This window comes from Serinicoccus sp. CNJ-927 (assembly GCF_001942435.1).
GTDB classification, from domain to species: domain Bacteria; phylum Actinomycetota; class Actinomycetes; order Actinomycetales; family Dermatophilaceae; genus Ornithinicoccus; species Ornithinicoccus marinus.
In genome coordinates, this window is sequence record NZ_MKKF01000050.1 from 95,847 (window position 1) to 120,714 (window position 24,868).

The 24,868-nt window shown below is 69.7% G+C and carries 24 protein-coding genes and 1 riboswitch; of the genes, 14 read left to right on the top strand and 10 right to left on the bottom strand.

Annotated elements, in window-relative coordinates; genetic code table 11:
• Positions 1–92: 92 nt before the first annotated feature.
• The 6 genes from BJF86_RS14800 (at position 93) to BJF86_RS14825 (ending at position 7,397) form a co-directional block, all read left to right on the top strand.
• On the top strand, positions 93–554 hold the full coding sequence (locus BJF86_RS14800) for an FHA domain-containing protein (RefSeq protein ID WP_022923920.1): 462 nt from the start codon (positions 93–95) through the stop codon (positions 552–554).
• A complete protein-coding gene (locus BJF86_RS14805) occupies positions 551–1,345 on the top strand; it encodes a MerR family transcriptional regulator (RefSeq protein WP_075820032.1) in 795 nt (264 codons plus the stop codon). Before BJF86_RS14800 ends, BJF86_RS14805 begins: the two co-directional genes overlap by 4 nt.
• 51 nt (positions 1,346–1,396) lie before the next feature.
• On the top strand, positions 1,397–1,900 hold the full coding sequence (locus BJF86_RS14810) for a bifunctional nuclease family protein (RefSeq protein WP_075820034.1): 504 nt from the start codon (positions 1,397–1,399) through the stop codon (positions 1,898–1,900).
• A 97-nt stretch (positions 1,901–1,997) separates the two neighbouring features.
• Positions 1,998–2,585, top strand: coding sequence for a MerR family transcriptional regulator (locus BJF86_RS14815; protein WP_075820036.1), 588 nt, complete (start codon positions 1,998–2,000; stop codon positions 2,583–2,585).
• A gap of 56 nt (positions 2,586–2,641) precedes the next feature.
• Positions 2,642–2,737, top strand: a riboswitch (glycine riboswitch).
• 84 nt (positions 2,738–2,821) lie between these two features.
• Positions 2,822–5,710, top strand: coding sequence for an aminomethyl-transferring glycine dehydrogenase (gene gcvP / locus BJF86_RS14820; RefSeq protein ID WP_075820230.1), 2,889 nt, complete (start codon positions 2,822–2,824; stop codon positions 5,708–5,710).
• A 142-nt stretch (positions 5,711–5,852) separates the two neighbouring features.
• Positions 5,853–7,397: a glutamate--cysteine ligase gene (locus BJF86_RS14825; protein WP_075820038.1), complete on the top strand. Its 1,545-nt coding sequence runs from the start codon at positions 5,853–5,855 to the stop codon at positions 7,395–7,397.
• Positions 7,398–7,406: 9 nt separating this feature from the next.
• Here BJF86_RS14825 and BJF86_RS14830 read toward each other — a convergent pair whose 3' ends face one another.
• The gene (locus BJF86_RS14830; RefSeq protein WP_075820040.1) at positions 7,407–8,030 is read right to left on the bottom strand and encodes a histidine phosphatase family protein; all 624 of its coding nucleotides are present in this window, start codon (positions 8,028–8,030) and stop codon (positions 7,407–7,409) included.
• Positions 8,031–8,048: 18 nt separating this feature from the next.
• On the opposite strand from BJF86_RS14830, the gene BJF86_RS14835 reads away from it, so the two are divergent.
• Both BJF86_RS14835 and BJF86_RS14840 read left to right on the top strand, forming a co-directional pair.
• Positions 8,049–8,480: an OsmC family protein gene (locus tag BJF86_RS14835; protein ID WP_022923927.1), complete on the top strand. Its 432-nt coding sequence runs from the start codon at positions 8,049–8,051 to the stop codon at positions 8,478–8,480.
• 9 nt (positions 8,481–8,489) lie between these two features.
• Positions 8,490–9,740 (top strand): APC family permease, encoded by a 1,251-nt coding sequence (locus tag BJF86_RS14840; RefSeq protein ID WP_075820042.1) that lies wholly within the window; start codon positions 8,490–8,492, stop codon positions 9,738–9,740.
• Here BJF86_RS14840 and BJF86_RS14845 read toward each other — a convergent pair.
• Positions 9,645–10,367: a DUF421 domain-containing protein gene (locus BJF86_RS14845; protein WP_075820044.1), complete on the bottom strand. Its 723-nt coding sequence runs from the start codon at positions 10,365–10,367 to the stop codon at positions 9,645–9,647. The genes BJF86_RS14840 and BJF86_RS14845 overlap by 96 nt on opposite strands.
• A gap of 153 nt (positions 10,368–10,520) precedes the next feature.
• Between BJF86_RS14845 and BJF86_RS17660 the strand changes: the two genes are divergently transcribed.
• From BJF86_RS17660 to BJF86_RS14860, 3 genes are read left to right on the top strand one after another with little or no spacing between them, the layout of a single operon-like run.
• Positions 10,521–11,426 carry a GNAT family N-acetyltransferase gene (locus BJF86_RS17660; protein ID WP_075820046.1) on the top strand — a complete coding sequence of 302 codons (906 nt, stop codon included), beginning with the start codon at positions 10,521–10,523 and terminating at the stop codon, positions 11,424–11,426.
• A 44-nt stretch (positions 11,427–11,470) separates the two neighbouring features.
• Entirely contained in the window at positions 11,471–12,298 is an 828-nt protein-coding gene (locus BJF86_RS14855; RefSeq protein ID WP_075820048.1) for an alpha/beta fold hydrolase, read from the top strand.
• A 3-nt stretch (positions 12,299–12,301) separates the two neighbouring features.
• Positions 12,302–12,922 (top strand): L-threonylcarbamoyladenylate synthase, encoded by a 621-nt coding sequence (locus BJF86_RS14860; protein ID WP_075820050.1) that lies wholly within the window; start codon positions 12,302–12,304, stop codon positions 12,920–12,922.
• Positions 12,923–12,934: 12 nt separating this feature from the next.
• On the opposite strand, the gene BJF86_RS14865 is transcribed toward BJF86_RS14860, so the two are convergent.
• The 4 genes from BJF86_RS14865 to BJF86_RS14880 form a co-directional block, all read right to left on the bottom strand.
• Positions 12,935–13,192, bottom strand: a complete 258-nt coding sequence (locus tag BJF86_RS14865) for a metal-sensitive transcriptional regulator (protein ID WP_075820232.1) — start codon at positions 13,190–13,192, stop codon at positions 12,935–12,937.
• A 414-nt stretch (positions 13,193–13,606) separates the two neighbouring features.
• Positions 13,607–14,755 carry a methyltransferase domain-containing protein gene (locus tag BJF86_RS14870; protein WP_075820052.1) on the bottom strand — a complete coding sequence of 383 codons (1,149 nt, stop codon included), beginning with the start codon at positions 14,753–14,755 and terminating at the stop codon, positions 13,607–13,609.
• Positions 14,756–14,775: 20 nt separating this feature from the next.
• Positions 14,776–15,312 (bottom strand): DoxX family membrane protein, encoded by a 537-nt coding sequence (locus BJF86_RS14875; RefSeq protein ID WP_022923935.1) that lies wholly within the window; start codon positions 15,310–15,312, stop codon positions 14,776–14,778.
• A 64-nt stretch (positions 15,313–15,376) separates the two neighbouring features.
• Positions 15,377–15,775: an HIT family protein gene (locus BJF86_RS14880; RefSeq protein WP_075820054.1), complete on the bottom strand. Its 399-nt coding sequence runs from the start codon at positions 15,773–15,775 to the stop codon at positions 15,377–15,379.
• 333 nt (positions 15,776–16,108) lie between these two features.
• On the opposite strand from BJF86_RS14880, the gene BJF86_RS14885 reads away from it, so the two are divergent.
• The 3 genes from BJF86_RS14885 to BJF86_RS14895 all read left to right on the top strand — a co-directional run bounded on the left by BJF86_RS14885 (position 16,109) and on the right by BJF86_RS14895 (position 18,995).
• Positions 16,109–17,008, top strand: coding sequence for a hypothetical protein (locus BJF86_RS14885; RefSeq protein ID WP_143553872.1), 900 nt, complete (start codon positions 16,109–16,111; stop codon positions 17,006–17,008).
• 362 nt (positions 17,009–17,370) lie between these two features.
• Positions 17,371–17,880 carry a DUF4365 domain-containing protein gene (locus BJF86_RS19910; protein WP_075820058.1) on the top strand — a complete coding sequence of 170 codons (510 nt, stop codon included), beginning with the start codon at positions 17,371–17,373 and terminating at the stop codon, positions 17,878–17,880.
• Entirely contained in the window at positions 17,877–18,995 is a 1,119-nt protein-coding gene (locus tag BJF86_RS14895; protein WP_075820060.1) for a hypothetical protein, read from the top strand. Before BJF86_RS19910 ends, BJF86_RS14895 begins: the two co-directional genes overlap by 4 nt.
• An 11-nt stretch (positions 18,996–19,006) precedes the next feature.
• On the opposite strand, the gene BJF86_RS17120 is transcribed toward BJF86_RS14895, so the two are convergent.
• Genes BJF86_RS17120 through BJF86_RS14910 form a run of 4 tightly spaced genes read right to left on the bottom strand, consistent with a single transcriptional unit; the run spans position 19,007 to position 24,840 of the window.
• On the bottom strand, positions 19,007–20,119 hold the full coding sequence (locus BJF86_RS17120; RefSeq protein WP_083653183.1) for a hypothetical protein: 1,113 nt from the start codon (positions 20,117–20,119) through the stop codon (positions 19,007–19,009).
• A 1-nt stretch (position 20,120) separates the two neighbouring features.
• The gene (locus BJF86_RS14905) at positions 20,121–22,694 is read right to left on the bottom strand and encodes a DEAD/DEAH box helicase (protein WP_075820062.1); all 2,574 of its coding nucleotides are present in this window, start codon (positions 22,692–22,694) and stop codon (positions 20,121–20,123) included.
• Positions 22,695–22,696: 2 nt separating this feature from the next.
• Entirely contained in the window at positions 22,697–23,035 is a 339-nt protein-coding gene (locus BJF86_RS18420; protein ID WP_202817364.1) for a hypothetical protein, read from the bottom strand.
• A complete protein-coding gene (locus tag BJF86_RS14910; RefSeq protein WP_202817365.1) occupies positions 23,032–24,840 on the bottom strand; it encodes a site-specific DNA-methyltransferase in 1,809 nt (602 codons plus the stop codon). The genes BJF86_RS18420 and BJF86_RS14910 overlap by 4 nt, the downstream gene beginning before the upstream one ends.
• Positions 24,841–24,868 lie beyond the last annotated feature (28 nt).

A 24,868-nucleotide genomic window follows, 5' to 3' on the forward strand; every position in this document is an offset into this window, starting at 1 on the left:
CGGCCTGACGTAGAGTGAGGCCCGTGGACCGACGGACCCTCGTCCGCCGGGCAGCAGTCCCATCCCATCCCACCGACGAGGAGGTCAGCACCGTGAGTGGCGACGATCGTGACCGTGAGCACCACGACCTGGGTTCGGACCCGACCACGGCCCGGATCCCGGGCGGTACGGACCTTCCCGCCGCGGAGTACACCTTCGACGACGAGGCGCCCCGGCTCTCGGCCGACGACCAGCGCACCGTGGACGCCCTGCGGCCCGGGACCGCGCTGCTGATCGTGCTGCGCGGACCCAACACCGGCGCGCGTTTCCTCCTCGACGCCGACGAGGTGACGTCGGGGCGGCACCCGCACAGCGACATCTTCCTCGACGACGTCACCGTCTCCCGCAAGCACGCGCAGTTCGTCAAGGAGCAGGAGGGGTATGCCGTGCGCGACGTCGGGTCCCTCAACGGCACCTACGTCAACCGCCAGCGGATCGAGGAGATGCCGCTCAACCAGGGCGACGAGGTGCAGATCGGCAAGTTCCGGCTGGTCTACTACCGCGGGCGCTCGTGACCTCAGCCGCCCCCGACCACGCCGGCGCGGGCAGGTCGGTCGCGCACCCTGGCGGGGTGTCCATCGGTGCGGTGCTCGGCGAGCTGCACGGCGACTTCCCCGACCTGACCCAGTCCAAGATCCGCTACCTCGAGCAGGAAGGGCTGATCAGCCCCGAGCGGCGCGCCTCCGGCTACCGGCTGTTCACCGAGGCCGATATCGCCAGGCTGCGCTTCATCCTCACCGCCCAGCGGGACCGGTTCTGGCCGCACAAGGTCATCAAGGACGCGCTGGACCGGCTCGACCGTGGCCTGGACGTCCCCGGTCTGACCGGGCCCACCCCCCAGGCCGACGCCTCCTCGCCCGCGCCGCCCCCGGCGCCCGAGCCTGCGGCGCACGCGCCGGTCTCGGACCTCAGCGCGGGCGCACTGCGCCGTCGCCGCGCGGTGCGGCTCTCCCCCCTGGAGCTGCGGGAGCGCACCGGGCTGGACAGCGCGGCCTACACCCAGCTCACGTCCTTCGGCCTGCTGCGCACCGACGCCGGGGGCAAGCACCACGCCGACGACGTCGACGTGGCGGAGGCCGCCGTAGCGCTGGCCCGTTTCGGGCTGGAGGCCCGGCACCTGCGCCTCTTCCGGGTCGCGGCCGACCGAGAGATCGGGCTGACGCAGCAGCTCCTGGAGCCGCTGCGGCGCCGGCGCGCCCGAGGTGCGTCAGGTCCGGACCCGGCCGAGCGCGAGGCCGAGCTGTTGTCCCGCACGCTCGCGCTGCACGTCGCGCTGGTCCGGTCCGGGCTCAACCAGTCACGCTGAGCACGGCGCTGCGCGCGCGGGGGGCGGGGGCCGCGCGGTACCGTGGGAAGGGTGAAAGAGCTCGACGTGCTCGGAGTCCGGGTCGAGATGCCGACCAACAGCCCCATCGTGCTGCTGCGTGAGCGTGACGGGCGGCGCTACGTCCCCATCTGGATCGCCGCGCCGGAGGCGACGGCGATCGCCTATGCCCAGCAGGCCGTGGAGCCGCCGCGACCGCTCACCCACGACCTCATGGTGTCGGTGATCGAGGCGTTGGGGCGGCGGCTGGAGCAGGTGCGGATCACCGCGCTCCAGGACGGCATCTTCTACGCCGAGCTGCACTTCGACGGGGGCACCGTGCTGTCCGCCCGACCCTCCGACGCGATCGCGCTGGCCCTGCGCTCGGCGACCCCGATCCTTACCACCGAGGACCTCCTCGACGAGGTCGGGGTCACCATGGCCGTCGAGGAGGAGGACGAGGACGAGGTGGAGCGCTTCCGCGAGTTCCTCGACGAGGTGTCGGCCGAGGACTTCGAGGAGTCCCCGGACCGCGGCGACGAGGAGGGGCGCCGATGAGGTCCCGGCGTGGCGCCGTTGACCGAGGGGCGACCGCGGCATACCGTCACGGTGTGCACCACACGAGTCACACGAGTCACATCATCGAGGAGGACCGGTGAACGCTGGAGCAGATGCGCCGGGCGGACCGACCAGCCGGGCGGGGGAGGGCCCGGCCCAGGGGCTGCTGTTCTCCGACGACACGGCAGCGCTCGACGACGCCATCGGCTACCGCGGTCCCACCGTCTGCGGCGCTGCCGGCGTGACCTACCGCCAGCTCGACTACTGGGCGCGGACCGGGCTGCTGGAGCCCTCCGTGCGCAACCCCTCCGGCTCGGGCACGCAGCGTCTCTACAGCTTCCGGGACATCCTCGTCCTCAAGATCATCAAGCGGCTGCTCGACACCGGCATCTCGTTGCAGCAGATCCGGGTGGCCGTCAACGCCCTGCGGGAGCGTGGCGTGCAGGACCTGGCGCGCATCACGCTCATGAGCGACGGCGCCAGCGTCTACGAGTTCACCACCTACGACGAGGTCATCGACCTGGTCCGGGGTGGGCAGGGCGTCTTCGCGATCGCGGTCGGCAGCGTCTGGCGCGAGGTCGAGGGGCAGCTCGCCGAGCTGCCGAGCGAGCGGGCCGACGAGGTCCCGGTGGACCACCCGGGTGACGAGCTGTCGGCGCGCCGCCGCGCCCGCAAGACCTCCTGAGGCGTCCGGGCTGCGGCGACGGTGACGTGGCCCCGGTGCTAGATTGAGCAGGCCGACGACGTCGCGTGGGAGAGTCCTCTCCGGCATGCGGTGAGGCGCCGAAGGGGCAAACTCCCCAGCAAGCTCTCAGGCGCCAGGACCACGCGAAGCAGGCAGCTCTGGAACGCCCCGGTCGGGGCCGGCAGAGGGGGAGGTGCCCGCGCAGGCCCACGCCCGAAGGAGTCCGTCCCATGAGCATGAGCGTGACCACCAGCCACCCCACCGCCGAGTTCGTCGGTCGTCACGTCGGTCCGCGGCCGGACGACGTCGCACGGATGCTGGAGGTGGTCGGCTACGACAGCCTCGAGGCGCTGGTCGAGGCCGCCACGCCCGAGGGGATCCGCGGCGACGTGCCGCTGGACATCGAGGCGGCCGCGAGCGAGCAGGCGGTCATCGCCGAGCTGCGAGCGCTGGCGGCCAAGAACTCCGTGGTCACCCCCATGATCGGGCTCGGCTACTACGGCACGCAGACACCGCCGGTGGTGCTGCGCAACATCCTCGAGAACCCCGCGTGGTACACCGCCTACACGCCCTACCAGCCCGAGATCTCCCAGGGGCGGCTCGAGGCGCTGCTCAACTTCCAGACCGTGGTCACCGACCTCACCGGTCTGGCCGTGGCCGGCGCCTCGATGCTGGACGAGGGCACCGCGGCAGCGGAGGCCATGGCCCTGATGCGACGCAGCAGCAAGGTCGCGCAGGACGCCGTGCTGCTCCTCGACGAGCACGTGCTGCCCCAGACCGAGGCTGTGGTGCGGGCGCGGGCCACCGCCATCGGCTGGGACGTCGTGACCACCGACGTCACCACGGTGACCGACGCCGACAGTCTGCGGGGGGCGGCAGGGGACCGGGACGTCTTCGGCGTCGTCGTGCAGTATCCCGGGGCCGACGGCCAGGTGCGGGACTTCGCCGCACTCACCGAGGCCGCGCACGGGGAGGGAGCGCTGGTGACGGTCGCCGCCGACCTGCTCGCACTGACCCTGCTCGCCCCGCCCGCCCGGTGGGGCGCCGACGTCGCGGTGGGCAGCAGCCAGCGCTTCGGTGTCCCGCTCGGGTTCGGCGGCCCGCACGCGGGCTACCTCGCGGTGCGCGAGGGGCTGGAGCGCACGCTGCCGGGGCGCCTCGTCGGGGTGTCGAAGGACGTCGACGGCAAGCAGGCCTACCGCCTGGCGCTGCAGACCCGCGAGCAGCACATCCGACGCGAGAAGGCGACCTCCAACATCTGCACCGCCCAGGTCCTGCTCGCCGTGATGGCCTCGATGTATGCCGTCTGGCACGGTCCCGACGGGCTGCGCCGGATCGCCGCCCGCGTGCACGCCCAGACCCGGGCCCTCGCCGCCGCACTGACCGGCGCCGGGCTCGAGCTGGGCGTGGACCGCTACGTCGACACCCTCACCGTCCGGACGCCGGGCCGCGCGGACGAGGTGCTCGCCGACGCCCTCGAGCGGGGCATCAACCTGTGGCGGGCGGACGAGGACACGGTGCTGCTGTCGGTGGACGAGCTCACCACCGAGGACGACCTGCGGGCCGTCGCCGCCGCCTTCGGCGCGGACCCGGACACGGTCACCGTCGACGAGGACACCGCCCCCGACCACGGCGACCTCGCGCGGCGGGAAGACGAGGCATACCTCACCCACCCGGTCTTCACCAGCCACCGCAGCGAGACGGCGATGCTGCGCTACCTGCGAACCCTCGCGGACAAGGACTACGCCCTGGACCGGGGGATGATCCCGCTCGGTTCCTGCACGATGAAGCTCAACCCGACGACCACCATGGAGGCGGTGACCTGGCCGGAGTTCGGCTCGCTGCACCCCTTCGCCCCGGCCGACCAGAGCCGGGGGTACCGCGAGCTCATCGACCAGCTCTGCGGGTGGCTGGAGGAGATCACCGGCTACGACCGGGTGTCGCTGCAGCCCAACGCCGGCGCGCAGGGCGAGTTCGCCGGTCTGCTCGCGATCCGGAAGTACCACCTGGACCGCGGCGACGACCAGCGCACGATCTGTCTCATCCCCGCCAGTGCGCACGGCACCAACGCCGCCAGCGCCGTCATGGCCGGGCTCAAGGTGGTGGTGGTCAAGAGCACCGGATCGGGCGAGGTCGATCTGGACGACCTTCGGGCCAAGATCGAGACCCACGGTGACCAGCTGGCCGCCATCATGGTCACCTATCCCTCGACCCACGGCGTCTACGAGGACACCATCACCAAGCTGTGCGAGCTGGTGCACGAGGCCGGGGGGCAGGTCTACGTCGACGGCGCCAACCTCAACGCGCTGCTCGGCATCGCCAAGCCCGGCGAGTTCGGCGGCGACGTCAGCCACCTCAACCTGCACAAGACCTTCACCATCCCGCACGGCGGTGGAGGCCCCGGCGTCGGCCCGGTCGGGGTGCGGGAGCACCTCGCGCCCTATCTCCCCAACCACCCGTTGGACCGGGAGGCCGGGCCCGAGAGCGGGCCCGGGCCCATCTCCGCGGCGCCCTTCGGGTCGGCCGGCATCCTGCAGATCCCCTGGGCCTACATCCGGCTGATGGGCGGCGAGGGGCTGACCCGCGCCGGGCAGGTGGCCGTCCTGAGCGCCAACTACGTCGCCCGGCGGCTGCACGAGCACTTCCCGGTGCTCTACACCGGCGAGCACGGCCTGGTGGCGCACGAGTGCATCCTCGACCTGCGGGGCCTGACCAAGAGCACCGGCGTCACCGTCGACGACGTGGCCAAGCGGCTCATCGACTACGGCTTCCACGCCCCGACCATGTCCTTCCCGGTCGCGGGGACGCTCATGGTGGAGCCCACCGAGTCCGAGGACCTCGAGGAGATCGACCGCTTCATCGAGGCGATGATCGCGATCCGTGCGGAGATGGACGAGGCCGCGGGGACCGTGGAGCACAGCGCCCTGCGCGGAGCCCCGCACACCGCCCTCAGCCTCGCGGGGGAGTGGGGCGAAGACCTCGCCTACGACCGGATGACCGCGGCCTACCCCGCGGGCGTCGACCCTGACCGGAAGTACTGGCCGCCGGTGCGGCGGGTCGACGGCGTCTACGGCGACCGCAACCTGGTCTGCTCCTGCCCGCCCCCGGAGGCCTTCGAGGACTGAAGCCGCGGTCTGCCGCGCGGACCAACGTCGTCTTTCTGCACCCTTCATCGCTCTCCAGGGCGATGAAGGCCCAGGAAGCCGACCGCACTCCGGGGCGGGGGATGGGTGGTGATGCAGGCCACAGTGTGTGAGGATTCTGCGCATGGGCCAAGAGGTGAGTCGCAGCGAGTTCACGCGGGAGCAGCGCCTGGCGTTCCGGGCCAAGGTCCGTGACGACCTCGACTGCTTCGAGCAGATGCTCGAGGGGAGCAGGTTCGACTTCACCCGACCGCAGATGGGGCTGGAGATCGAGCTCAACCTCGTCGAGGAGGAGGGCCTGACCCCGGCGATGCGCAACCAGGAGGTCCTCGCCGACATCGGCGAGGGCGACTTCCAGGCGGAGGTGGGCCGCTACAACATCGAGCTCAACGTGCCGCCGCGACCCATGGCGGGGGACCAGGCGGTCCGGTTGGAGCGCTGGCTGTCGCAGTCGATGCGAAGCGCCGGGGACGCCGCGCGGGCGCATACCTGCCGGGTCGCCTCGATCGGGATCATCCCCAGCCTGCGTGCCGAGCTCTTCGACGCGCCGTGGCTGTCCGAGGGGGTGCGCTACACCGCGCTCAACGACTCGCTCATCCGGGAGCGTGGCGAGGGCTTCGAGCTGGAGCTGGAGGGCCCGACGGGGGAGCGGGTGGAGAGTTACCACGACACGATCGGGCCGTTGTCCGGGTGCACCTCGGTGCAGCTGCACCAGCAGGTCACGCCGTTGGACTTCCCGGTCTACTGGAACGCCGCCACGGTGATCTCGAGCCTCCAGATCGCCATGGGCGCGAACTCCCCCTACCTCTTCGGCCGGCGGCTGTGGGCCGAGACCCGAATCCCGCTGTTCACCCAGATGACGGACACGCGCTCGATCGAGCTCAAGCACCAGGGGGTGCGGCCCCGGGCCTACTTCGGGCGGTCCTGGATCACCTCGATCTTCGACCTCTTCGAGGAGAACGTCCGCTCCTTCCCGGCCCTGCTGCCCGAGGCCTCGGACGAGGACGCCAAGGCCGTGCTGGCCGCCGGGGGAGTGCCGGAGCTGTCCGACCTCAAGCTGCACAACGGCACGGTATGGCGGTGGAACCGTCCGATCTACGACATGTCCCAGGGCGTCCCGCACCTGCGGGTGGAGAACCGGGTGCTCCCGGCCGGCCCGACCGCCGTCGACACGGTGGCCAACGCGTGCTTCTACTACGGGTTGCTGGAGTCCTTCACCACGAGCGGGCGGCCGATCTGGACGAAGATGCCCTTCGCCGACGCCGACCGGAACTTCCTGGACGCCGCCAAGCACGGCATCCATGCCACGCAGACCTGGCCGGGGCTGGGGCGGCTCGCGGCGGTGGACCTCGTCGCCGACCACCTGCTCTCCGTCGCGGACGACGGGCTGGCGGCGCTCGGGCTGCGGCGCGAGGTGCGCAACCACTACCTGTCGATCATCGAGGGCCGCTGCCGGGCGGGCACCAACGGTGCGAGCTGGCAGGTCGCGGTCACCGAGGCCTACGAGGACGCCGGCTACGGCCGGGACGAGGCCCTCACGGCGATGTTCGGGCACTACCTGGACAACTCGGAGGACAACATCCCGGTCCACACCTGGGAGGTGCCCACCGTGGAGGCGCGGACGGCTGAGGGCGACCAGCCGGACCGCACGCAGGTGCGTCCCGCCTGACCGCGCCGCTCAGCGGTGGTTCCAGGCCTCGACCGTGGGCTGCTCGCGGTGGTGGCCGAGGATGCCGACCGAGCCCACCTGGAAGGTCAGGTGCTGGCCGAAGCGAGGCGCCTGCCGCAGGTAGACGCTGGTGAGGATACGCAGCGCGTGGCCGTGCCCGACCAGCGCGACGTCGCCGTCGAAGAGGTGCGGCCAGATGCGCTCCAGGACGACGCTCGCGCGGGCGGCGACCTGCTCGACCGTCTCACCCGGGGTGTCCCCCGGGACGATCTGGTGGTGGAAGACGTTCCACCGGTAGCCGAGCTCGGACCGGATGTCGGGGGTGCTGCGCCCCTCGTAGCCGCCGTAGTCCCACTCCCGCAGGTCCTCGTCGATCTCGTCGATGCTCAGCCCCGCCAGCTCCGCGGTGCGGCGAGCCCGCTGCAGCGGTGAGCAGCGGACGTGCGAGAAGCTGCGGTCGCCCAGCACCTGCTGCAGACCGGCGGCGGCCTCCTCGCCCTCGGGGAGCAGCGGCAGGTCGGTCAGACCGGTGTGCTGACCGGACTTCGACCACTCGGTCTCGCCGTGCCGGATGAGGATGAGCTGGTGCGGGGGGATGGCGGGTCCGGGGATCTCCGGCGTCGTGTCGCTCATCCCTGGCAGACTACGGGTATGGCTGACGATCCGCACCGCTCGGTGTCCCTGACCCGCACCGGCCCGGGCCACTTCGAGGCCCGCAACGCCCGGGGAGGGAGCATCCCGGTCGGCGACGGGGCCGGCGAGGACGGCACGGCCTTCACGCCGGTGGAGCTGCTCCTGGCCGGGATCGCCGGATGCTCCGGGATCGACATCGACCTGCTGACCTCCCGCAAGGCCCGGCCCGACTCCTTCGAGATCTCCGCCGGTGCGGACAAGGTGCGCGACGAGGACGGCAACCACCTAGGGCCGGTCACCGTGACCGTCCAGGTGACCTTTCCCGAGGGCGAGGACGGCGACGCGGCGCGGGAGCGGCTGCCCGAGGCCGTGGCCATGTCTCGGGACCGCCTGTGCACCGTGTCGCGCACCGTGGCGCTGCCGACCCCGGTCGACTTCGACCTACGCTGACCACCCCGGATGTCCGGGAGCTCGCTGCGCCGCTCCCTGGGGGTCGGTGACGCCGTCACCGTGGGGCTGGGTGCCATGCTCGGTGCCGGGGTCTTCGCGGCCTGGGCGCCGGCGGCCTCGGCCGCGGGCACCGGGATGCTGCTGGCCGTCGTCCTCGCCGGAGCCGTCGCGACGTGCAACGCCCTGTCGTCGGCGGCGCTGGCCGTGCGTCATCCCGTCGCCGGGGGGACCTACGTCTACGGCCGGGAGCGGCTGGGGCCGCTCTGGGGCTATCTCGCCGGGTGGATGTTCATCGTCGGCAAGTGCGCGTCGTGCGCGGCCATGGCGATGACCGCGGCGTCCTATCTCGCGCCGGGCCGGGAGCGCGTCGCCGCCGTGGTCTCGGTGGTCGTGGTCACCGGGCTCAACCTGCTCGGGGTGCAGCGGTCGGCGGCCGTGACCCGGGTCGTGGTGTCGGTGACGATCGCCGCCCTGCTCGGCGTGGTCGTGGCGGCGCTGTGGGCGGACCCCGCCACCACGGCGGTCGAGATGGCGTCGCCGGCGCAGCCGTGGGGTGTGCTCGAGGGTGCCGGGCTCTTCTTCTTCGCCTTCGCCGGGTATGCCCGGATCGCGACTCTGGCGGAGGAGGTCACCGAGCCGGGCCGCGTCATCCCGTGCGCCGTGCTGGTCTCGCTGGGGGTCGTGCTGGGGCTCTACCTCCTGCTGGGGGCGAGCCTGCTCCGCGTGCTCGGCGTGGACGGGATCGCCGGCGCGTCGGCTCCCGTCGCCGAGCTGCTCGCGGCGGCGGTCCCGGACGACGCCGACCTGTGGTCGTGGGGGCTGCGCCTGGTGGCAGGCGCCGCGGCTCTGGGGGCGCTGCTCAACCTCGTCCTGGGGGTCTCGCGGACCACGGTGGCGATGGCGCGAGACGCGCACCTGCCCCGACGCCTCGCGCGGGTGTCGGGGGAGCGGGGTGTGCCCCGGGCCGCCGAGCTGGCCGTCGGCGTCGTCGTGCTCGTGGTCGTCCTGGTGGCAGACCTGCGTGGCGCCATCGGCTTCTCCAGCTTCGGCGTCCTGCTCTACTACGGGGTCGCCAACGCCAGCGCGCTCACACTGCGCGGCGACTGGCCGGGCGCGCCGGTCGTGCCGGCGCTCGGTCTGGCCGGCTGCGTGCTGCTCGCCGTGTCACTGCCGACGGCCGCCGTCCTGGGTGGGTCCGGCCTGCTCGCCCTGGGCCTGGTCAGCTGGCTGCTGACCGGGCGCCGGCACGCTGCGGGGTGAGGAGTCCGTGGCATTCTCCGAGGGAGGGGCCGCCCGCGGCTGGTCCGCCGGCCCGGCGTGCAGGTGCCCGGCCTCACGCAGGTGCTCCTGCACCCGGTGGGCGCCCTTGACCCCGAGCAGCGCGCGGGGGTGGATGGCCTGCCCGGCCCGGACCACGGAGATCTGCCCGTTCGGCTCCAGCACGACCAACGCGGCCTGGGAGAGGTGGCTGACGCCGGCCTGGCGCAGCGAGCTCCACAGCATCGGCATGGTCAGCCCGTAGCTGCGCAGCGTGTCGTTCTGCACCTTGCCGGCCACGACCAGCACCGCCGCGCGGGCGCGTGACTGTGCGTCGAGCTGCGGCAGCGGCAGCCGTCGCAGGTTGCGGAAGGTCACCTCGAGGCCGGCCAGCGTGCCCAGCGCGATGAGCCCGCCGGTGAGCGTCGGCACGTGACCCATCGTCGAGCGACCCACGATCGCGCCGAGGACGGTGACGATCGCGAGGTCGAGGCTGCGGGGGCTGGAGTAGAGACGTTGTCCCCACAGCCGCAGCACGGCGCCGAAGACGAAGTAGATCGTGATCGTGCTGAGCACCACGGCGATCGCCCCGGCGGGCGTGATGCCGATGTAGTGCCACAGGTCACGCATGACCCTCATCGTCGCAGATGGCGACGGGAAAACCGGTGGCGGTGCCGACGTCGTGTCGGGCACGCTTGCTCCCATGGCACACGACACGACGAGCGGGACCGCATACCGCTGGAGCACGCTGGCGCCGCCGACGTCGAGGCGTGGTCGGACCTGGTGAACCACCTGGCGACCGTGGACGGCACCGAGGAGTTCCTGTCCGCCGAGGACCTGGCCGAGGAGCTGCAGGCACCCGGTCACGACCCGGAGCAGGACACGTGGGCCGCCTGGGACGGCAACACCATGGTGGGGTATGCCTCGGTCAGCGCACCCAGGACGCCGGACCGGGACGGGCAGTCGCGGGGGTACATCGGTGGCGGCGTGCGGCTGGAGCACCGCGGCAGGGGGCTGGGCAGCGCGCTGCTGGACCGGGCCGAGCCGCGGGCCGAGCACCTGGCCCTGGAGCGGCACCCGGACCTCACCGGGTACCTCTCGGCCGACGGCGGGCTGGAGGGATCCAGCGCCCGTGTGCTGCTCGCGGACCGCGGGTATGCCGTCGCCCGTTACTACAACTACCTCACCCGGGGCCTGGACGACCTGCCGGCCGTGGGGGAGGTCGCCGGTGTCGAGCTCGTCGACCCCACCGACGCCGACCTGGAGGACACCAGGCTCGCCCACAACGCCGCCTTCGCCGACCACTGGGGGTCGGGGCCGGTCGACGCCGAGCGCTGGCGGGACATGTGGACCTCGCGCAGCTCCCGTCCCGCGGTGTCCACCCTCGCACGCGGCCGGGGAGGTCCGCTGGACGGGCAGGTGCTGGCCTACGTGCTGCTGGGGCAGTGGGTGGACCGTGAGGCCTACGTGTCGATCCTCGGGACCATCCCGTCAGCCCGGGGCCGGGGGATCGCCGCCGTCGCGCTCGCGCGGTCGATGAGGCTGGTCGCCGAGTCCGGGGACTACGACCTCATCGGGCTGGACGTGGACTCCGAGAGCCTGACGGGCGCCACCCGGCTCTACGAGCGGCTCGGTTTCGGCCTCAAGCTCCAGACGGCGGCGATGCGCAGGCCGCTGCCACCGGTCTGACCCACCGGCCCTGGCGCCGGCACCTAACGCCTAGGGTGGGGCGGGTGAGCACCCCTGACCCTGCCGGGCCGCTCGCGCAGACCGTCATCGGCGATCCCGGCAGCCCGACCGTCGTCTTCTGCCACGGCCTGCTGGGCCGGGGCCGCAACTTCACCGGTATCGGCAAGGCGCTGCAGCCAGACTTCCGCTGCGTGCTGCTGGACATGCCCGACCACGGCCGCTCGCCCTGGACCGAGCGCATCGACTACGCCACCGCGGCGGCGCTGCTCGTGGAGCAGCTCGAGCACCTGGCGACCGACGGGCCGGTGCACCTCGTGGGCCACTCGATGGGTGGCAAGACGGCGATGACCGCGGCCCTGCTGGCGCCGCACCTCGTGGACCGGCTCGTCGTCGTCGACATCAGCCCCACCGGGTCCGGGGAGGTGAGCGAGTTCGAGCACCTGCTGGGCTCGCTGCTGGCGCTCGACCTGTCGGCCGTCACCTCGCACGGGCAGGCGGACCGCGAGCTCGCCGCCTCGGTCGGGTCGCCCGCCCTGCGCGGCTTCCTGCTCCAGAACCTGCGGCGGGACCCGGAGACCCAGACCTTCGGCTGGCAGCCGAACCTCGAGGTCCTCCGTCGCGACCTGCCGACGATCACCGGCGACATCCCGCACGAGGACCGCACCTTCGAGGGGCGGGTGCTGTGGATCGCCGGGGGGGAGTCGCCCTACATCACCGAGGCGCACGAGGGGCCGATGCGGGCGCTCTTCCCCCGCACCGTCCAGGTCACCCTCAAGGGCGCCGGGCACTGGGTCCACTCCGAGCAGCCGGAGGCCTTCACCGCGACGCTGCGGCACTTCCTGGGCGGGCGTGCAGCGACCGTGAGAGCCTGAGCCATGGCACGCTTCCTCGACATCCACCCGGTCGACCCGCAGCCCCGGCTCGTCGCGCAGGTGGCGCAGGTGCTGCGGGAGGGCGGTCTGGCGGCCTTCCCCACGGACGCCTGCTACAGCCTCGGCGCGCATCTCGACGACCCGGACGCCAAGGCGCGCATCGTGGCGATCCGGCAGGTCGACGAGCGGCACCACTTCACCCTCATGTGCGCCGACTTCTCCCAGCTCGGGCAGTTCGTGCAGCTGGACAACGCCGTCTTCCGGGCCGTCAAGGCGGTGACCCCCGGGTGCTACACCTTCATCCTGCCCGCCACCAAGGAGGTGCCCCGGCGGCTCCTGCACCCCAAGAAGCGGACGGTGGGCGTGCGCATACCCCAGGACCCGATCTGCCGGGCGCTGCTCTCAGAGATGGGGGAACCGCTGCTCACCAGCACGTTGCTCATGCCGGGGGAGGAGGAGCCGCTGGGCTACGGGTGGGAGGTCAAGGAGCGGCTGGAGCACGTGGTCGACGTCGTCGTCGACGGCGACCAGACGGGCTGCGAGCCGACCACCGTGGTCGACCTCTCGGAGGGGTATGCCGAGGTGCTGCGCGTCGGGTCCGGCGACCCCGCGCCGTTCGCCTGAGCCGGCGGTGGCTCAGGCGAGGGAGAGGAAGAGCTTCTCCAACCGGGCAAGGTCGAGCTCGCCGTCCTCGTCGGCCAGGCACTGGCGCAGACCGCTCGCGATGATGGTGTAACCGGCCCGGTCCAGGGCCTTGCTCACCGCCGCCAGCTGGGTCACGACCTCCTCGCAGTCCCGCCCCTCCTCGAGCATCCGGATCACGGCAGCCAGCTGCCCGTGCGCACGGCGCAACCGGGTGATCGAGGGCCTGACCTGCTCCGGATCGAGCTCCACGGGGTCAGTCCTGCGAGCGTTCCCAGCCCAGGCCGCCGACGTCCGCGCCGAGCTCCTGGTCGACTCGCGCTCGATGTAGTCGCGGCGCTCGGTGGTGGGGGCCTCGACCTCGAACAGCAGACCGGTCCGCTCGTCCTGCTGGACGGTGATGCGCACCTGCCCGCCGTCCCGGAAGGGCACGGTGTAGCCGTCCTGCTCGCGCAGCGACCCACGGTGCAGCTGCGAGCGCTCCATGTAGTCCTCCAGCACGGCGCCCGGCTCCGGCACCGACAGGAAGGCCGAGCTGCGCTCGTGGCCGGCGGAGGACACGGCCTCGAAGGTGTTGGGCATCGCTCTGGCACTTCCTCGTCGTCGGAGATGTCGCGGAGCCCCCATCATGGCAGAGACGCGGGTCCGGCGAGCGGACGACCCGCCTCAGCGGCGCGAGAGCAGGACGGCCACCTCGTGATGCCGGGTCTGGGGGAACATGTCGAACATCCGCGCCCGCCGCACCCGGTATGCGGGCATCCGGGCCAGGTCCTCGGCCAGCGTGGCCGACGCGCAGCTGGAGTAGACGACGTGGGGTATGCCGGAGCCGTCCAGCCAGCGGGACAGCGTCTCGCCGAGCCCTCGCCGCGGCGGGTTCACCACCACCAGGTCGGGCCGGTCCTGCGGGGGCGCGGCCAGGGCATGGTCGGTCGCGTCGGCGGCGACGAAGCGCAGTCCCGCGGCGGTGTCTGCGCTCAGGTCGGCACGGCTGCGCCGGGCGCCGCGGACGGCCTCCGCGGACACCTCGACCCCGGTGACAGCTCGACCGGGCGCGGCCACGTGGACGGCGAAGCCCCCGACCCCGCAGTAGAGGTCCCAGACGGCGCTCGGGGCGAGGTCGGCCACCCACGCCGCGACCTGGCCGTAGAGGGCGGTGGCGACGGCGGTGTTGGTCTGGAAGAAGCTCCGGGTGCCGAGGTGGAGGGTGACCTCGCCGACCCGCATGGGCAGGGTCGCCTCGTCGGTGAGCAGCTCCTCCTCGGGGCCCTCGAGCACCGCCGCGTGCGCCGGCTGCAGGTTGATGCTGGCCACCCGGAGGCGAGGCAGGTCGGCGCGGGCGCGCACGGCGTCGACGAGCCCGGTCACCCGCCGCCGCTGGCCGGGGGAGCGCAGGACCACCCGCGCCATGAGCGCGCCGTCGGGGGAGTGGGTCAGCAGGACGTGCTTCAGCTCGCCCTGGCGGGTCGGCACGTCGTAGGGGGTCAGCCCGGCGTCGGCGAGCAGGGCGGGCAGGGACTCCACCACGGTGGCCAGGCCGGGTTCGTAGAGGCCGCACCCCCGCAGGTCGATGCCGTGGCCGGCGGCGTCGAGGATGCCCACGGTGGGGGCGGCCTTGCTCCCGCCGATCACGAGCTTGGCCTTGTTGCGGAAGTGGGACTCGCGGCTGGGCACCGCCTCCGCCCACGCCGGCCCGGCGACGTGCGCCGACAGGGTCGCGGCCACGGACGCCTGCTTCTCGGCGAGCTGGGCGGCGTACGGCTGCCCCATGAGGGTGCAGGACCGGCACGCTCCCGCGTCGAAGTAGTCGCACCGCACCGCGACAGCCTAGCGAGCGCCTAGGGGCGACCCCCGGTGCGCAGGCTGTCGACGGACCACCGTCCCGCCCCGGTGAAGGTCAACGGGAGGACGAGGGCCACGAGCAGCAGGACGGTCGCGCCGGTGAGGGAGCCGTCCTCGGCGAGCGGCCGGTAGCCCTCGGCCAGGAACACCCCGAGCGTCCACACCGCCGCGAGCAGCGCGGTGAGGAGGAAGGCGGACGGGCGGGTGAACAGTCCCAGGAGGAGCAGGACGGGCAGCCCCACGGCGGCCAGCATGAGGACCCAGGCGAAGAAGTCCGGGGCCTGGGAGCCGAGCAGGGTCTCGTCGACCCGGGCCGTGAACCGGGGCATGTCGGCCGCCGCGTGGAGTCCCTGCGGGACCAGCAGGAGAGAGCCGGCGCGCAGGAGCAGCAGGCCGAAGTCGAGCGAGCGCCCGTGCGCCTCCACCGGACCGGTGACGGCATACCCCTCGTCCCACAGGTCGCCGACCTCGCGGTGGTAGTCGGAACCGTCGTTGGGCCTGTCGCCGTGCTCGGGATCGGCGCTCTGGGTCATCGCCCCACTGTCCCAGGAAGGCGGCGCCTCGACCCGGGACCGGGCGGCGTGTCCGCGAGGTGGGTCAGGACCGGTTCAGCTCCTCCCGCAGCGCGGCGGCGTCCGCGGCGAGGTCATCCTGGTCCCGCGGCCCCTTGCGGCCGAGGTCGAAGTCCCCCGGGTCGGAGGTGGGGAAGACGTGGACGTGCGCGTGCGGGACCTCGAAGCCCTGGACGATGACGCCGACCCTGTCGGCGCCGTAGACGCGCTGCTGGGCACGGCCGATGGTCGCGCAGACGTCCATGAGATGGGCCAGCGTCTCCTGCGTCAGGTCCACCCATTGGTCGACCTCCTGCCGCGGCACGACCAGGACGTGACCGGGGGTCAACGGCTCGATGTCGAGGAAGGCGGCGCACACCTCGTCGCTCCACACGACGTGGCCGGGGATGTCGCCCTCGATGATCTTGGTGAAGATGGTCGCCATGCACCGAGCGTAGTGAGCCTCCGGGCGCCTTGCACTGGTAGCGCACCGGTGGTGTGCCTCAGGTGGCCGAGGTCGCGCGACCCGCGCGAGGCACAGCGGCCGGCTGAGCCTGTCGGGCTCGGTCGACCTCGACGCCGCCCAGGGCCTCGGAGGTCGGCGGGAGCGGGTGCGGCGGCGTGCCTGGCGGACCGTGCTCGGCGGGGTTGCCACACTGGGCGCCATGGCGGACCTGACCGAGCCCTGCCCCAACTGCGGCACCCTGATGCGCTGGGAGACCTCGCACGAGCGGTGCGACGGCTGCGGGTGGATCAGGCCCTGCTGCGAGGGCGCCCCGTGCCCGGGATAGGCCGCGCGCAGGCCCTGGCCGCCGCCCTGGCGACCTGGTTCGTGCTCGTCCTGCTCCTGGGCGCCGTCGGCTTCAGCGTCGGGGTCGCCCTCGCGGCGGCCTGCGAGGGCGGCCTGGAGTGCCTGAACCACCTCTTCGGCGGAGCCCTCGTCGGGGCGCTCGCGGGAGCCCTGGTCGCGGCCGTCCTCGCCCGGCGGTGGATGCGCTGGTGGTGGCTGCCGACGACCCTGGTGCTGCTCGTGCCGGGTGCGATGCTCGCCGAGGTCGACGACACGCTCTCGATCGTGCTGGTCCTGCTCGCGCCCGTCGTGGCCGGACTCACCGCGGTGCGGCCGGGCGAGCGGGACGAGGACACGGGGGAGCGGCAGCCCGGCTGGTGGCCGGGCCTGCTCGCCCTGGGCGTGGCGGCCGCTCTCGCCCTGGGCACGTGGTTCGTCCTGGAGCGGCAGGACCGGCGGGCGGCGATCGCCGAGGTGGAGGCGGTCGAGGCGCTCGGTGTCGAGCTCGTGGCGCCGGTCGACCGCGACGATCTGCGCATACCGACGATGACGGCGCTCTCCGGGACCGACGTGCGATACACCCTGGCACGCGGGGAGCACCCGGAGGTGTCCTACCTCGACGTGGCGCTGCGCCCGGAGGGTGGAGACTGCGCCTCGCTCACCGAGCATCGTCCCTGCGAGCGGCTCGGCGACGGCCTCAGTGTCTACCGGAATTCCGAGAATGACCACTGGGTCGTCTACGTCGACCTCGGCGAGAGCCATGCACGCCTCAGCGACGGCACCGGCACCGGCCGTGCGCCGGGCTGGTCCGAGGACGAGGCGGTGCAGCTGGCGCTCGAGCTGGAGCCGGTCGGCGCCGCCTGGCTGGTCGACGCGGAGGAGCGATGACGTCGGGACGGGAACCCAGAACAGTCAGGCGACGTCTCGCCGACCGTGTCCCGTCGCAAGATACTTGACACCTTAGTTCGCTTCGTATGACAGATAGATGCGACAGGGACGACGGCAACATTCTTCGCAAATATCTGTCACAGTTCGCGGCACGGTCCTCGACCTTGTTCGCTGGCGGTGCACAACCGCTCTGGCTCTGCCGAGCGAAGCCCCCCAGGTTGCCCGCTTCTCTCAACTGGCCCTTCTTGGCTCTGACCCGGTGTGGGGGACGCGAGCCAGCGGTTGCCAGTATCTCGTCCTCACTCCTGACGGGTTGGTGCCGCTCCGGTCGCTTTAGCGGTCACACGGCCTAGACTTCGTTCATGTCAGCCGGTCCGTCGTCCCCTCCGCCGGGGGACATCGCGTCAGCGGACCGGATCGGGAGGATCGGGGCATATTACGTGCGGAGTCTCGCCGCACAGGCTGGCATTCGCAACGAAGAGACCTCACCCGGCGAGGACTACGGAGCCGTTGATCTCACGGTGCACCTTCGGAAGTCTCCAGTCACCGTTCAGGTGAAGACTGGCACCTCTCAGCGACGGAACAAGGACGGTACCTACTCTGTGCCAGTCAAGGCCGAGTGGTGTGCGAAGTGGTCAGACCAAGGGCTTCCTGTGTACCTCGTCCTCGTCGTCCTGTCCCGCAAGGACTTTGCGTGCATGGTGAGGCATGCCGAGCGGTCCACCATCTGGCATGCGCACGCCTACTGGACGCAGGTCAACGACGCTCAGCCCGGGACTGTCAGAGTGCCCGTGCAGAGTCGGCTCCACCTGGACACATTTCAGGTTTGGGACGAACAGGTCCGGCGATTCTTCACAGGAGGGGCGGCATGACAGACCTCCACCGCAACCTGGCGCTCTACCTCCAAAGCCACGGTTGGGCGTCCCTTCGCGATGCTGGCGCGGCCGGACGGCTTTGGGACCACGAGGAGACCGACCTGTCCGTGGCAGTGCCACATGAGGTGAAGGAAGGCTCCCTTGATTGGCGCTCGATCACCGCGCGCCTGGCCGAGGTTGAGCGAGTGACGGTGGAGCAGGTCGTCGCAGACATCCTGTTCATGTCGACCGACGTGGCCAACCTCCGGGCGGCGAACGACCTGGTGATCACGGACACGATCCCCTACGAGGCCGGAACCGCGATGATGCGTGACGCGTGGCGGATGTTCAGGTCCTGCGCAACCACGTCCATGAAGGTGCGGGCGCAGATCAGGGGCAACTACAACAAGGATGCCGACGAGATCGCGGGCACGGCTCGGATGGCTCATACGAAGCGGGGGTCGTTCATCATCCCGCTGCTCCTACCTGTGAGCGAGCCGGTCCCCGTCGACACTGTCTTGGTCGATGCTGCACCACCGGAGCCGGTGGAGCGACGGGTCATGCGTACCTTCGCGGAAGCCCTCACCAAGGTCCACGAGGTGGTCGTGACGCCCGAACGCGAGCCACGTCAGGAGGATGCCCTAAACCTGATTTTCGCCGGGGTCAGCGCAGAGTTTGCCACCGCACTGCACCATGTCCTGTCGGCGGAGGCCGTTGCTGAGTTCGGCGCAGAGTTCCAGTGGGCACCGGTTGCGGGACCCCATCCTGAGAACCTGAATAAGGTCTCCATTCCCGCTGCCGCTGCCCCCCGCGTCGAGGCGGTGGCCAAGGTGCTTCGCAACGAGACACAAGACCCGGGCATCGAGATTCTGACCGGCCCCATCGTCGCCGTGGCTCGCGACCCTGAGCAGGGAGGCACCGTCACCATCGACACTTTCCGGAAGTCGCGCAGCACCCACGTGAGTGTCCGGGTGACTGAGGATCAACGCTTCGATGATGCTCTGGACTGGATGAAGCGTCGCACGACCGTGGCTCTGGAGGGAAGGATCAGCCGCCACGGCAACGTATTGATGAGTGACCGGCATAATGGCGTGGAGCCGCTGAGTGCGAGACAATTAGTGACCGATGAATGACACTTACTAAGTCAGGCTGATAGTTTCTCAGCGCGATAGTTCTTCGCGAGTTGATCTGCATATCCGATCAGACTCGTGGCGAGCATGAGGACTTGCACGCAGTTCCGTTTGCTGTACTGCCTCCTCGAAGCACCGTGCACACTGGCGTGCCGCGAGAACGTGTAGGGAACGGAGTCTCCCTTGTCTTTCCAAAACTGCTCGTGCGCGTTCCAGATCGGAAGCCAAACATACGCCTCGCGGAGTCCCATCTCATCAATGAGATCTGGCACTTGCTTGCTGCCGCGCTTGCGGTTCGTGATCTTCCGCCGCTGGTCGCGGTCCGGGTAGAACTCCATAATCAGCGTGTCGAGCACAAGAGTGAAGATCGCTTGCGCAGAGGCATAGTGCCCTCCACGTAGTGCGCCCAGTCCATCGCGGACAAAGTGAACCGCCGTCGCCAGCATGGGGTCATCGGAGCCGTCGATGACGGCGGTGCAGTCCTGGACGATGGCGTCGAACCGGTCGCTCAGCACCTGCCGTCGACCTGCACGTGAAGACGCCTGAACGAGCCTGACCCCAATAGCGGCACGTGGCACTAGGTACAGCGGGATACCTTCCGACTCAACGAAGTCGTGCACCTCCTCCATAGTAATCGTGTCGCTGGCTGAGCGTAGGTTCGGCGGGAGTAGCCGCCGGTTCAGACCATCGAAAAAGCCGGTGTCGAACAGTGGCTCCAGGTTGACCCGAAGCGACTCTAAGAGCGCTTCATACTGCGAGCCTAGTTCCGCAGTGATCGCGCTGATGTTGTCGAGTAGGCCAGAGGTGACAAAACTATTCTGAAGGTTCTGAAGTGCGGGAGTGACCGCCGCCGTCAGGTCCGGAACCGCCACTCGTTGAAGGTTCTGAAGTGCGGGATATAGCGCTGCTGTGAAGTCGGGAGCCACCAGACGTCTGAGGCTCTCTAGGTGTGGCGCCATCACTGCGTTGAAGTCGAACGCAGGCATGATCTCCCGTAGGTCGAACGAGGGAGTCAATCTCGCCCCAGGCCTCCTGCTCACGCCCGCTGCGTCCGAGCCGAAGTTGGGTGGGGCATGGCCACCGTCATGTATCGACTCGTCCTCTGGTTCGTCCGGTTTCTCGGCCATCTCAGTAGTCACTCGCTGCGTCGGACTCGTACAGCCCCTTGGCGCTGGTCGCGTCACGGATGGCCTGCCGAACATTGGCCTTCGTGAGGTCGAGGGCGCGCAACCTTCCGTTGGTCTCGGCCACGGACTCGATGCGTCGGAAGTCGCCGCCGAACTGCTCTGCGAACTCGACCAGACCGCGCAACTTGGGCAGCGCGTCTGCGAGGTGGTGCCCGTGCGGGTCCACCAGGTCTGCGACATGGGTGCCGTCGTGCTGGGTGGCGAAGAAGATGAAGTCTGGGCGTAGCGCTCGCCAGGTCCCTTCGGCGTCCTTGTAGGCGACTGCGAGAGACTCCTTGGTGGCGCGGGATGGGTTGCGATACCAGGCGGCGAAGCCTGGCTGCTTCATCTCGGAGTCGAGGACCTTGCGCTCCCAGTCGTTGAGGTCGATGGGGTACGTGCCGCCTTTGGCTGCCATGAGATGCAGACGGCGGGTAGGGAGGTCGCGCTCGGTGCCGTCCTTCTCACGGACCTTGGTGTCGGCTTGCGCCGTCTTCGGCTCGGTCAGGGTTATCCGCTCGGGCTCGGTCGACATACCTTCGAGGCGGTCGTACTCGGCCTGGCGCTCGTCTGGGAGCCCCTTGCGGGCAACGCGGGTCTCGCTGAGCCACTTCTTGGCGAGGTCGTCTGCGGCGCGCTCGACGGCGCTCACGACCTCTGAGACCGCACCGAGAGAGGCGACCGTGATCTCGGCCTCCAGCAGTTCCTCGGGCTCAGCGTCCGGAGGTGTGTCGTGCTCCACGTAGGCCTTGGCCAGGGCGGGTGTGAGCGCCTGTCCAGCAAGCCGGTAGGAGTCGTGGATGGCGCGTTCGTCCGCGCTCATCTCGAAGGCGTCGTAGGAGAAGCCTTCTGCGCCGAGGCGACCGCGTACCTCCTCGCCGGTCATCGTGAGGACATCGGTGCGCGCGGACGCGACCTTCTCGTCGTGCTGGGCTGCCTGACCGTCGAGGACCTTGCACAGGTGCTGTCGCGCCTGATCGACCGCGCCAGGAACGCTTCTGTCGTTGGACAGCGCGATAGCCAGGGCGTCCAGTCGCCTGATCGGCTTGACATGGGCCTTGGGGATGGTCACCGAGGGGATCGTCACGAGCAGGTCCCAGACCTCCTGCGGGACACCAGGGTTCTGGTCGAGCCGCACCGGGTCGAAGAGCACCCTGCGTGTGGTGTCTTCCTCGTCGTCGCCGTCTTCCGGGTTGATGGCGGTCTTGCCCTTCATAAGCATTTGCGCGATGCCCGTGGACGTCTCGCGGTCGAAGTGCGGCAGCAGGCAGTCGACCGAGTTGAGGACCTCGTTGCCGGAGATGCGCCGGGCCAACGGCGTGCGCAGCATGCGCCCCAGCAACTGGTGGATGTAGGTTGGCTCGTTCCTGGTGCGGAACGACACGAGCACCTCCGCCCGTGGGCAGTCCCACCCCGTGGAGATCGCCTCGATGGCCAGCAGCACCCGGATATGCGTCGCGTCCTGCACTCGCTGCGGCTCAACGTAGGGGACAGGCTGCTGCCCGACGAGGAGGTCAGCGTGGGAGCCGAAGACGTGCGCCACCGCATCGCCCGGCAGGTCCGGCCATTCGTCGTAGATCACGTCGAGCACCTGGGTCAGGTCGTCCTGCGACGGGGCATCGCCCATCTGGACCACCATGAGCGGCACCACCGGGTCGGGCTCTTCCTGCTCGACCCCGTAGGCAGCCCACACTTCGGTGGACTCTTTGACCTTCTGCACAGCCCGTCGCAGCAGGGTCGTGTCGAAGACGCCCTTCTCCTTCGGGATGGTCAGCACGATGTCGTCCTTCAGCAAGCCAGAGGCCTGAACGAGCGAGGAGTCCACTTCGACCGCAGGGAGCGCCGTCCGATTCGTGACCTTCTTCATCGCCTCGGTGAAGCGGTCCACCGTGGCAGAGATGCCGAAGACGACTGGCATCGGGGGCGTGCCGTTGGCACCGTTGATAAGCCGCTGCACGATGGTCTGCCGGTCCGAGGCGGTCTTCATCCCCCGGTGCGCCTCATCCAGGATGAAGTAAAGCGTCCTGCCCTCCGACTGCACGGTGTTCGAGATCACGTCGTAGATCGTCTGCTGCACCATGTCCGGGGCCGGCTCGAACAGCCGCTCCTGCCCGGGAGACGTCCGCTCACCACGCACGAGTCGCGAGTTCTTCGACAACTTCTGCGCGTTGAGGAAGTACACCATCCCCGGCTTGAACGAGGGCTCTGAGAAGGTGGCCTCCACGACCCGCAGACGTGAGTCCAACTCACTCGCTGCTGCCTGGATGCGGGCCCGCGACTGCTCGTTCAGGTCTGGGGAATCAGAGAACCACAGCACCGTCGCGCCGGGATCGGCCTGGAAGTCGAACTCGTCTGAGCCGAAGAACAGCGCCTCGATGATTGCCGCTGCCATGACCGTCTTACCCGCACCCGTCGTCGCCGCAAGCGAGAACTGCGAGAGCGAGTCGAAGCGGTGGTGCATGTCCCGAGCCTGCGTCAGCCGCTGAAGCGCTTCTCGGACAGCCTCTGCCTGGTAGTCCTTCAGGGTGTATCGCATCGTCAGGACCTCCGGTTGATGGCGAAGTTGTTCAAGTACGACTCGTAGAGCCGGACCGGGGTCACTCTAGAAGGCAGGTCGCGGCACGCCATCTGGAATGCCGCGTCGCTGTCGGTCACGATGAACGCGGTCCCCACTGTCTCGACCTCTGCGACGCGACCCAGGAAGTCTGGCATCTTGTCCAGGTCCCGCAGGACGCCGTAGGACTCAGCAACGTCCCACCCTTCGTCACCGACTTCCTCGATCACGCGACCAACTGAGCCAGCGCGCAGCCACAACATCGGCGCGATCCTCGCGAACGCACGGTCGTGCCGTACCGACAGCGGGTCCTCGTAGGTCAACGTGAAGAAGGCTGCGTCTCCTCGAACCCATCGCTCATGGGGAACTCGTCGGTGAACTTGTAGTCGCCCTTGATCGGCTCGCCCGCCGGCGTCCTCCCCGTGATCGCCGCCGTGACCCGCGGCTTGGTCACGTAGTCGCAGATGCCCAGGGCCTCCCACTTACCGTCGCCCGGACGTAGCCCCTGTTCACGCAGCGTCCTCTGCTCACTTGCACTCACCTCGTTGTTCGTCAGCGAGATGCACTGTCGGGCACCACCGTCCTGCCTGTTCAGGCGCATGACTGCGTGCGCCGTCGTGCCTGATCCAGAAAAGAAGTCGAGTACTCTGGCGTCGGGCTTATCCTTGAGCACGAAACGGAGCGCGTCCTCCACGGAATAGAGCGACTTGGGGAAATCGAACCTCTTTTCGCCGAGCATTCCTTTAATCAAATGGGAGCCATGGTCCCGTGCAAAGTGCCCAGTTCGATTCCAGACCGTGCGAGGGGTCACTACTTTTTGCTGCGTGCCTTGAGTCAACTGTAAATAGCCCTCGGGCGACCGCCCTGACACCACGAAGGTTCCGTTCTGAATGTTTCGCAATGTCCCCGGCTGAAGATATGTAACTGGCCGAAGGCCCGTTGCGCTGTCTCGCTTCCCCAACCGTGCAGTGCCAGCCTTAAAGTACTCCCGCATTCTTTCCGCAGAGAATCGCCAGGTCTGCTCCTTGCCCCCTCGCGAAAGTGGCCATATCGCAACCTCCGAGGGTGCGAGTTCGGCCTCAGCCTCAGCGCGTGTCGCGGAGATTGGAAGTGCGTCCTGGACGCGAATAAGGGTGCCATCGCTTTTGTCGATGATCACCGGGTAGAAGAGCCCGGGCCGAGCGGCCCGTTCTGCGGAAGCCGTCCCTCGGCGCACTGCTGTGAACCACACGGTCGGCATCGCATCCGCTGAATCAGACTCCTCTGATTCCAGCATCGTCGAAATCCACGGAGACACCTGAGCATCCCCTAAGAATACATAGAAGAGGTACTCGTCCACCCTCGCGAATCTCCCGCCGCGCGACGACCCCGCACGGTTTATAACTGCGGAGACCATCTGAATATCTGCGCCTGGGAACGTCTGTTCCAGCAGCAGTCCCAGCCGCAGGTACTCCTTCTCGTCAATCGTGACGATGAGCACCGAGTCCTCGGGATTGAGCAGTTCCTTCGCGATCTCCAGCCTGCGCTCCATGAATGCGAGCCACTTCGAGTGGCGGTAGTCGTCGTCACCTTCGACGTAGTTGTTGTTGTACTTCCAGTCTTTGGCACCGGTGTTGTATGGCGGGTCGATGTAGATCGCGTCGACGGAGTGCCGGTGCGTGTAGGTCAGCATCTCTAGCGCGTGATAGTTCTCTGCGTTGACCACCGTGTGGAAGGGCTTCTCGCCACCCCGCTCCACGCGCCCCGTCTCCACCAGGCCGGGGTAGATGCGGTCCTTGAACTCAGCCACGACCACCAGGTCATCCACGAGGACCGCTTGCTCCTCCGGCTCATCCGCGCCGATTTCGGAGAGGTGCCCCACCCGCGAGCCGTCAGCACGCTCGATGCGCTCAACCCGCCAGAGCCGGTCATCGCCGCCCTTAACCTCTCCGCGAGGTGGCAGCACGCGCACCTTGTCACCGCGACGCACCCGTCTGCCGGGCAACTCCACAGCCTCCGGCTGGTGCTGCTCGAAGACCAGGCCGAAGGTGCGCCGCTTCATTAGCGCCCCGACCTCCTTCTCCAGGTCCCTCCCCAATGCGGGGTCCTTGGCCTTGGCTCGTGCGATGAGGTCAGTCAGTGTCGACACTCGCTGGTGCTCCCTACAGATGGCTCGC

Bases quoted from the DNA above. Each gene is read 5' to 3' on its own strand.
- gcvP (WP_075820230.1), top strand. From the start codon at position 2,822: ATGAGCGTGACCACCAGCCACCCCACCGCCGAGTTCGTCGGTCGTCAC.
- BJF86_RS14825 (WP_075820038.1), top strand. From the start codon at position 5,853: ATGGGCCAAGAGGTGAGTCGCAGCGAGTTCACGCGGGAGCAGCGCCTG.
- BJF86_RS14830 (WP_075820040.1), bottom strand. From the start codon at position 8,030: ATGAGCGACACGACGCCGGAGATCCCCGGACCCGCCATCCCCCCGCAC.
- BJF86_RS14835 (WP_022923927.1), top strand. From the start codon at position 8,049: ATGGCTGACGATCCGCACCGCTCGGTGTCCCTGACCCGCACCGGCCCG.
- BJF86_RS14840 (WP_075820042.1), top strand. From the start codon at position 8,490: ATGTCCGGGAGCTCGCTGCGCCGCTCCCTGGGGGTCGGTGACGCCGTC.
- BJF86_RS14845 (WP_075820044.1), bottom strand. From the start codon at position 10,367: ATGCGTGACCTGTGGCACTACATCGGCATCACGCCCGCCGGGGCGATC.
- BJF86_RS14860 (WP_075820050.1), top strand. From the start codon at position 12,302: ATGGCACGCTTCCTCGACATCCACCCGGTCGACCCGCAGCCCCGGCTC.
- BJF86_RS14875 (WP_022923935.1), bottom strand. From the start codon at position 15,312: ATGACCCAGAGCGCCGATCCCGAGCACGGCGACAGGCCCAACGACGGT.
- BJF86_RS14880 (WP_075820054.1), bottom strand. From the start codon at position 15,775: ATGGCGACCATCTTCACCAAGATCATCGAGGGCGACATCCCCGGCCAC.
- BJF86_RS19910 (WP_075820058.1), top strand. From the start codon at position 17,371: ATGTCAGCCGGTCCGTCGTCCCCTCCGCCGGGGGACATCGCGTCAGCG.
- BJF86_RS14895 (WP_075820060.1), top strand. From the start codon at position 17,877: ATGACAGACCTCCACCGCAACCTGGCGCTCTACCTCCAAAGCCACGGT.
- BJF86_RS17120 (WP_083653183.1), bottom strand. From the start codon at position 20,119: ATGGCCGAGAAACCGGACGAACCAGAGGACGAGTCGATACATGACGGT.
- BJF86_RS14905 (WP_075820062.1), bottom strand. From the start codon at position 22,694: ATGCGATACACCCTGAAGGACTACCAGGCAGAGGCTGTCCGAGAAGCG.